Genomic DNA, 8,292 nt, shown 5'->3' with positions numbered 1-8,292 from the left:
AGCAGGGCCGCCGGCTTTGCCGTGGTGGCGGGCGAGGTGCGCTCGCTGGCGCAGCGCAGCGCCCAGGCGGCGAGCGAGATCAAGGGCCTGATCAGCAACAGCGTGACCGCCGTGAACGGCGGCGTGCGCCAGGTCGAGGACGCGGGCGGCTTGATGAAGGAGATCGTTGCCAGCGTGCAGCGCGTGGGCGACATCATTGGCGAGATCAGCGCCGCCGCCAGCGAGCAGACCGAGGGCATTGGCCACGTCAACCAGTCGGTGGGCGAGATCGACCGCATGACGCAGCAGAACGCCGCGCTGGTCGAGCAGTCTGCCGCCGCCGCCGATTCGCTGCGCGACCAGGCGGCGCGGCTGTCGCAGCTGGTGGCGCAGTTCCGGCTGAACGACAGTGCCGGGCACGCCGACGTGCCGCGCCTGGCGGGTTGATGGGGCTGGCGAGCGGTATCAAAAACGTAGCTGCCAGCGCTTGCCTGGTAAGCGCTGGAGCCCGAAAAGGCATCAAACGCCGTGCTTGGCGGAACGCTCCCCGAACCAGGCCAGGTACAGCGCGGGCAGCACCACCAGCGTGAGCAGCGTGGCCGTGACCAACCCGCCGATCACCACGATGGCCAGGGGGCGCTGCGTTTCCGCTCCAATCTCGTGCGACAGCGCCATGGGCAGCAGGCCCAGCATGGCCAGCAGCGCCGTCATGAGCACCGTGCGCAGGCGCTGCATGGAGCCTTGGCGCACGGCGTCGCGCACGCTCAGGCCGCTCTCCTGCAGCTGGCGGTAGACCGAGAGCATCACCACCCCGTTGAGCACCGCCTGGCCCGACAGCGCGATGAAGCCGATGGCCGCCGACACCGACAGCGGAATGGCCAGCAGCCACAGCGCCACGAAGCCGCCGATGAGCGCCAGGGGCACGTTTACCAGGATCAGTGCGGCGGTTTTGAATGACTTGAACGCGTCGAACAGCAGCACAAAAATCAGCAGCAGCGAAATCGGCACCACCACCGACAGGCGCTTCATGGCGCGCTCCTGGTTTTCAAACTCCCCCGACCAGTTGAGCTGGTAGTTCTCGGGGATCTGCACGTTGTCCGCCACGCGGTGCTTCATGTCGGCCACCACCGAGCCCATGTCGCGCCCGGCGATGAAGATGCCGATGGCCTGGGTGCGCCGCCCGGCTTCGCGTGCGATGTTCATGGCGCCCATGTCCTCGCGGATATCGGCCACCTCGGACAGCGGCACGTAGCCGCCGTCGGGTGTGGCAATCGGCGTGCGCGGCAGGTTGGCGATGCTGCGCTCGTCCTTGGGCAGGCGCACCGCCACGGCAAATTTGCGCTCGCCTTCCCACAGGCTGGTGGCGGCCTTGCCGGCCAGCGCGGCCTCGATGACGTCCTGCACATCGCCCACGTTCAGGCCGTGGCGCGCAGCGCGCTCGCGGTTCACTTCGATGAGCAGCTGCGGCACCTGGCCGTCGCGGTCGATCTCGGCGCGTGCCACGCCGGGCACCTGGCGCACCTCGCGGGCAATGGCGTCGGTCAGGCGCTTGAGCTCGGCCAGGTCGTCGCCGGCGAGCTTGATGACGATCTGCCCCTTGATCTGCGAGATGGATTCGAGCACGTTGTCGCGGATGGGCTGCGAGAACGCCGGGTCGATACCGGGAATGGCGCTGAGCGCGCGCTGCATTTCCGCGGTGATCTTCTCGCGCGTCATGCCGGGACGCCACTGGTCTTCGGGCTTGATGTCGACGAACACCTCTACCGAGGCAATGGTTTTGGGGTCGGTGCCGTCCTCCGGCTGCCCGGCTTTCGACACGGTGGTGCGCACCTCGGGCACCGTGAGCAGCGCCTGGCGTGCCATGCGCAGGATGCGCGTGGCCTCCTCGCTCGACACCGAAGGCGCCATACCGAAGTTGACCCAGGTGGTGCCCTCGTTCAGCTCGGGCAGGAATTCCGAGCCCAGGCGCGAAGCCACCAGCCCCGTGGCGCCGAAGCCCAGCAGCGCCAGTACCAGCACCTTGCGCTGGTGCGCCAGCGCCCAGTCGAGCACCGGGGCGTACAGGCGCTTGGCGCCGCGCACCACGCGGTTGTCGCCGTGCGGCAGGCGGCGCTTGAGCATCCAGTAGGCCAGCAGCGGCACCAGCGTGAGCGAGAAGATCAGCGAGCCGACCAGCGCCATGGTGACGGACAGGGCCATGGGCTGGAAGATGCGACCTTCGTGGCGCTGCAGCGCGAAGATGGGAATGTGCGCCGCGATGATGATGAGCATGGAGAACAGCGTGGGCCGCCCGACTTCGTTGGCGGCGCTGATGATGGTGTCGCGCCGGTCGCGTTCGTCCATGTCCTCGCCGCGCTCGGCCAGGCGGTGCATGATGTTTTCCACCACGATCACCGCGCCGTCCACGATGATGCCGAAGTCCATCGCGCCCAGGCTCAGCAGGTTGGCGGGCACGCCCAGCACCTTCAGCCCCATGAAGGTGGCCAGCAGCGACAGCGGTATCACCACCACCACCGCCAGGCTGGCGCGCAGGTTGGACAGAAAGATATACAGCACCAGCGACACCAGCAGCGCGCCTTCGACCAGGTTGCGAAACACCGTGCCCAGGGTTTTTTCCATGAGCCAGGTACGGTCGTAGAACGGCACGATGCGCACGCCCGCCGGCAGGCCGCGTTCGTTCAGCGCGGCCACCTTGGCCTTCACGCCCTTGAGGACCTCGCTGGCGTTTTCGCCCTTGCGCATGACGACGATGCCGGTGACCGCGTCATCGTCGCCGTCCTGGCCGACGATGCCCAGGCGTGGCACGGCGCCGGTCTTCACCGTTGCCACGTCGCGCACCAGGATGGGGGTGTTGCCGCGCGCGGCCACCACCACGCTGCCAATGTCGTCGGCCGAGCGCAGCAGCCCGATGCCGCGGATGGTGTACTGCTGCGCGCCCTGGGCCACGTAGCTGCCGCCCGCGTTGGCGTTGCCGCGCCCGAGTGCGTCCAGCAGGTTTTGGAAGCTCACTTTGTAGGCGCGCAGCTTGTCCAGGTCGGGCTGCACCTCGTACTGCTTGATGGCGCCGCCCATGCCCACCACGTCGGCCACGCCGGGCACCTGGCGCAGGGCGCGCTCCACGGTCCAGTCCTGCAGGGTGCGCAGCTCGGTGGTGGAGAGGCCGTCGCCCTTGAGGCGGTAGCGCAGAATTTCGCCCACGGGTGTGGCGTTGGGGGCAATGTTGGCCTGCACGCCGGGCGGCAGGTCCACCGCCGCGAGGCGCTCGGCCACCTGCTGGCGCACCACGTTCACGTTGGCGTCGTCGTCGTAGGTGACCACGCTGAACGACAGGCCGAACTGCGTGTGCGAGAACACGCGGATGGCATGCGGCAGGCCCGACAGCGCTAGCTCAATGGGCAGCGTGACCTGCTTTTCCACTTCTTCGGGCGCACGCCCGGGGTACAGCGCGATCACGGTGACCTGGGTGTCGGTCACGTCGGGAAAAGCCTCCACCGACAGGTGCTTGAACGCCGCGAAGCCGGCCGCCGCGAATACCAGCGTGCCGAGGATGATGAACAACGGCTGGTACAGCGCGTACTGGATCAGGCGCTTCATGGCTGCGTGTCCTTGTGGGTGTCTTTTGCGCGCGCGGGTGGGGTGCCGGGCGCGGCGTCTTGCGCCAGGGCCTGCCACTGCTGCGCCAGCAGCAGCACGTTGCCCGCCACGATCTTCTCGCCCGCCGCCAGGCCGCTGGCGACGATGGCCTCGCCCGGCCCCTCGTGCGCCAGGGTGACGCTGCGCGGCTCGAACACGCCGGGTGCGCGCTGCACGTAAACCTGGTGCGTGCGCCCGGCCAGCACCACGGCCTGCGCCGGCACGACGACGCCGCCGCTGCGGTTCTCGGCAACATGCGCGGTGGCCAGCATCTCGGCCTTGAGGCGGCGGTCGGCGTTGTCCACCACACCGCGCACCTTGATGGTGCGCGTGGCGGGGTCGATGGCGTCGGCGCTGGCGGTGACGCGGCCGCTGAAGGTCTCGCCGGGGTAGGCGCCCACCTGCAGGGTGAAGCGGTCGCCGGGGCGCAGCGAGTCCAGGTCGCCCTCGCGCGCGTCAATCTGCACCCACAGAGAGCGTGGGTCGGTCACCACGAACAGCGCCGGGCCGCCCTGGTCGGGCCGCAGCTCCTGGCCGGGGTTGAGGTTGCGCTCCACCACCACGCCGTCGATGCCGCTGCGCAGCGCCAGCTGCTGGCTCACGCCGGTGCCGCCGCCATACAGCTGCGTGCGCGCCAGCGCGCGGGCCGATTCGGCGTGCGCGCGTGCGGCGTCGGCCTCGGCCTGCTCCAGCTCCTTGCGCGCCACGATGCCGGCGGTGAACAGCTCGCGCTGGCGCGCCAGCGCCTGCTGCGCCAGGTGCTGGTCGGCCTGGGCCTTGGCGGCGTCGGCCTGGGCCTGGCCGAAATCGGGCGATGCCAGCAGTGCCAGCGTGGTGCCCGCCTGCACGCGCTGGCCCAGGTCGGCGCGGATGGCGGCCACGCGCCCGGCGAAGGCCGGGACGATGCGCTGCGTGCGCTCCTCGTTCCACACCAGGCGCGCTGGCAGCTCGACGCGCAGCACGCTGGCCGGGCGGGCTTCCGTCACCGCCAGCAGGGCCAGTTGCGGGTGGTTGCTGGCGTAGTGCAGCTGCCCGGCCTGCAGCACCGGGGGCGTGGGCTCCGGTTCGGCCGGGGGGGCGCTGGCTTGCTGGCAGCCGGGCAGGGCGAGCGCGGCGCACAGCGCCAGGGCGCTGCCGCTGCGGGGGAGGGAGAAGGTTGATTTGCTCATGTTTTTATAGCTGCTTGCGCTTGTCGGTAAAGCGCTGGAGGCTGTTTTGGCTATGAATGGGTCAGGGCTGGGTGGACGGGTTGGGCTGGGTGCGCAGCTGCCACAGGCCCTGGGCCTTGGCGTAGTCGGCCCGGGCGCCGATGGCTTCGAGCAGGGTGGCGCGCAGCGTGCGGCGGGCGTCAAGCAGGTCGGTCAGGCCGATGGCGCCTTTGGCGTAGGCCAGCTCGGCGCTTTGCGCCACCTGGCGTGCGCGCGGCACGATGCCGTCCTCGTACCCGGCGGCGCGCTGGGCGGCGCTGGCCAGGGCGGCCTGCAGCGCCTGCAGGTCCAGCAGCGCGGCGCGGCGCGTCTGCGCCAGGGCCTCCTGGGCCTGGTCAAGCTGCGCCTGGGCACGCTGCACCTCGCCCTCGAAGCGATAGCCCCACTGCAGCGGGAACTGCGCGCGCAGCTCCAGCAGCCGGGTCGAGGTGCCGGGAAAGTGGTCGTACGAGGCGCCCACCGTGACGTCGGCCTTGCGCAGGGCCAGCGCGCCCTCCAGTGCGGCCTGGGCCGCCTGCACGCGCGCCTGGGCGGCGCGCACGTCGGGGCGCTGGTCGGCCAGGGCTTCCAGGTCGGTGGCGGGGGCGGGCGGGGTGGTGCGCGCGGGCCAGTCCGCGGGGGTGGCCTCGATGTCGGGCCCGCGCGCGATGCGCTGCGCCAGCGCCAGTGCGGCCTGGGTGCGCGCCAGTTCGGCGGCCTGCGTGTCGCCGCGCGCGCGCTCGGCCTCGATGCGCGTGCGCGCACCGTCCTGCGCCGATAGGTCGCCCGCGCGCACGCGCTGCGCGGCGCTGCGCTCCAGGGCCAGCAGGCCGTCTTCGATGGCGCGCGTCTCGCGCAGGCGCTCCTGCGCCGCCAGCAGCTCGTAATAGGCGGCCAGCGTGGCCTGCAGCTGCTGCACCTGGGTGTCTTCCACATCGTCCTGCGCGGCCTGGGCGGCGGCCTGGGCCGCCTGGGTGCGCAGGCCGCGCTTGTTGCCGCGCTCCCAGGTCCAGTCGATGCCGATGGATTTGTCGATGCGCTTGCGCGTGAGCACGTTGCCGCCGCCCACGCCGTTTTGCAGGTCGATGGACGCGGCCTTGGCGCTGAGCACCGGGGCGGGCGCGTGGTCGGCGGCGAGCACGTCGGCGCGTGCGGCGCTCAGGGCGTGGCGCGCCAGCGCCACATCGCTGTTGGCCTGGGCGGCGGCCAGGGCCTGGGCCAGGGTGAGCGGCTGCGCCGCATAGCCTGCGCCGGGCAGGGCGGCGGCCAGGGCGCTGATCAGAAACAACTGTCGTATTCTCATGGGTCGCGTTTATCGCGCCCTGTGCCTGACCAGCGCCTGACCTCCTGGAATACGTTGCCATGCGAATCCTGCTCGTTGAAGACGATGCCGTGCTGCGCGCCGTGGTGCGGCGCAGCCTGGCCGACGCCGGCCACCGCGTTGACGTGGCCGCCAGCGTGGCCGAGGCGCGCCACTTCTGGAGCGTGCAGCCCTACGACGCCGTGCTGCTGGACCTGAACCTGCCCCAGGATGCGGGCCAGGGCAGCGCTCCGGCCAGCGGCCTGACGCTGCTGCGTGCCGCGCGCGCGCGCGGCGACCGTACGCCCGTGCTGGTGCTGACGGCGCGTGGCCGCACGCAGGAGCGCATTGATGGCCTGGATGCCGGCGCCGACGACTACCTGGGCAAGCCGTTCGAGCTGGCCGAGGTGGAGGCGCGCCTGCGCGCGCTGGCGCGGCGCAGCCAGGGGGCGCAGGACGTGACCATGCTGGGCGCGCTGGCGCTGGACCGGCGCGCGCGCCGCTTCACGCTGCATGGCGCGGCGCTGGAGCTGCCGGCGCGCGAGTTCGAGGTGCTGTGGGAGCTGATGACGCCGCCCGGCCGCGTGGTGAGCAAGCGCGCGCTGTCGGACAAGCTGTCGGACTTTGCCGAGGCGCTGGGGGACAACGCGCTGGAGGCCTTCATTTCGCGCCTGCGCAAGAAGCTGGCGGGCAGCGGCGCGGGCATTCGCACGCTGCGCGGTCTGGGCTACATGGCCGAGGCGCAACCGCAGGCCGGGCCATGAGCGGCGCGCTGCCCTCGCTGCGCGCGCGGCTGGCGCGCCACGTGCTGGTGCCGCTGGCGCTGGTGTGGCTGGCCGGGACCGTGGCGTCGGTGGGCGTGGCGAACCTGTTCACGCAGCGCGCCTTCGACCGCTCGCTGCTCGACGACGCCTACGCCATTGCCGCCAACGTGCGCCAGGGCGGCCAGGGGCTGGAGTTGGCGCTGAGCCCGCGCGAGGTCAAGGCGCTGCTGTTCGACCAGGTGGAGACGGTGTACTTCGCCGTGCTGCGCAGCGACGGTTCGCTGCTGGCGGGCAACGCCCACCTGGCCGCCGAGACCTTGCAGGACGGCGAGCCGTACCGTTTTTCCGACATCCATTTCCGCGGCCAGGCGCTGCGCGTGGTGCGCCTGCGGCCCGCGCAGGCGGCGTTCGAGGTCATTACCGCGCAGACCGTGCACAGCCGCAACGCCATGCTGCGCAGCGCGCTGCTGTATTCGCTGCTGCCGCAGCTGCTGCTGCTGGGGGCGCTGGCCTGGTGGCTGCACCGCGCCATTGCGCGCGATTTGCAGCCGTTGGCGGCGTTTCAGCAGGCGCTGGCGCAGCGCGACGCGCGCGACCTCGCGCCCCTGCCGGTGCAGGCCAGCACGCGCGACCTGGAGCGCCTGGGCCAGGCGGTGAACGCGCTGCTGGGGCGCGTGGGGGAGGGCGTGCGTGCGCTGCACGAGTTTGCGGGCAACGTGGCGCACGAGCTGCGCACCCCGCTGGCGGGCATCCGCGCGCAGGCCAGCTACGGCCTGGCGCAGCACGACCCGGCGCTGTGGCGCGAGCAGCTTGCGGGCATCGTGCACAGCGAGGCGCGCGCCAGCCACCTGGTGGACCAGCTGCTGGCGCTGGCCCTGGCTGACGAGGCGCGCAGCGCCATGCCGCTGCAGGCGGTGGCGCTGGATGTGCTGGTGCAGGAGACGGTGCTGCGTTTTCTGCCGCGCGCCGATGCCGCCGGGGTGGACTTGGGGGCGCAGGGGCTGGAGCAGCCGGTGGTGGTGCAGGGGCTGCCGCTGCTGATCGAGGGCGTGTTGAGCAACCTGCTTGACAACGCGCTGCGCTACGGTCAGCCGCCCGACGGCGAGACGCCGCGCGTGACGGTGGCGCTGGCGCGTGTCGCCAACGAGGTGCGGCTGTCGGTGACCGACAACGGCCCAGGGATTGCCGCGCCGCAGCGCCAGGAGCTGCTCCAGCGCTGGGTGCAGGGCCGGGAGGGCGAGCGCCTGGGCGAGGGCGCGGGGCTGGGCCTGGGCATCGTGGCGCGCTACGCCGAGCTGCTGGGCGCGCAGCTGACGGTGCTGCCCGCGCCGCACGGGCACGGGCTGTGCGTGCAGCTGGCGTTTTCCGCAGAGCGCTCTTGATTTGATAGCTTCCAGCGCTTGTCAGGCAAGCGCTGGAGCCCAAAAAC

6 protein-coding genes are annotated in these 8,292 nt (G+C 71.6%); 3 read left to right on the top strand and 3 right to left on the bottom strand.

Features of this window, described 5'->3' with window-relative positions:
- On the top strand, positions 1 to 426 hold a 426-nt coding region (locus BN2503_RS14935; protein WP_233495093.1), incomplete at its 5' end, for a methyl-accepting chemotaxis protein.
- A 72-nt stretch (positions 427 to 498) separates the two neighbouring features.
- Here BN2503_RS14935 and BN2503_RS14930 read toward each other — a convergent pair.
- From BN2503_RS14930 to BN2503_RS14920, 3 genes are all read right to left on the bottom strand, one after another.
- Positions 499 to 3,573, bottom strand: coding sequence for an efflux RND transporter permease subunit (locus BN2503_RS14930; RefSeq protein ID WP_054257440.1), 3,075 nt, complete (start codon positions 3,571 to 3,573; stop codon positions 499 to 501).
- Positions 3,570 to 4,781 carry an efflux RND transporter periplasmic adaptor subunit gene (locus BN2503_RS14925; protein WP_054257439.1) on the bottom strand — a complete coding sequence of 404 codons (1,212 nt, stop codon included), beginning with the start codon at positions 4,779 to 4,781 and terminating at the stop codon, positions 3,570 to 3,572. Before BN2503_RS14925 ends, BN2503_RS14930 begins: the two co-directional genes overlap by 4 nt.
- A gap of 61 nt (positions 4,782 to 4,842) precedes the next feature.
- Positions 4,843 to 6,087 (bottom strand): TolC family protein, encoded by a 1,245-nt coding sequence (locus BN2503_RS14920; RefSeq protein ID WP_054257438.1) that lies wholly within the window; start codon positions 6,085 to 6,087, stop codon positions 4,843 to 4,845.
- Positions 6,088 to 6,161: 74 nt separating this feature from the next.
- On the opposite strand from BN2503_RS14920, the gene BN2503_RS14915 reads away from it, so the two are divergent.
- Both BN2503_RS14915 and BN2503_RS14910 read left to right on the top strand, forming a co-directional pair.
- Complete coding sequence (locus BN2503_RS14915) at positions 6,162 to 6,863, top strand: response regulator transcription factor (RefSeq protein WP_054257437.1); 702 nt, start codon at positions 6,162 to 6,164, stop codon at positions 6,861 to 6,863.
- Positions 6,860 to 8,245 carry a sensor histidine kinase gene (locus BN2503_RS14910; RefSeq protein WP_054257436.1) on the top strand — a complete coding sequence of 462 codons (1,386 nt, stop codon included), beginning with the start codon at positions 6,860 to 6,862 and terminating at the stop codon, positions 8,243 to 8,245. The genes BN2503_RS14915 and BN2503_RS14910 overlap by 4 nt, the downstream gene beginning before the upstream one ends.
- The last annotated feature ends 47 nt before the right edge of the window (positions 8,246 to 8,292 follow it).

It is taken from the genome of Paenacidovorax caeni (genome assembly GCF_001298675.1).
GTDB classification, from domain to species: Bacteria; Pseudomonadota; Gammaproteobacteria; order Burkholderiales; family Burkholderiaceae_C; genus Paenacidovorax; species Paenacidovorax caeni.
The sequence above is the reverse complement of the archived record's forward strand: the minus strand, read 5'-3'. Positions and strand labels throughout refer to the sequence as shown.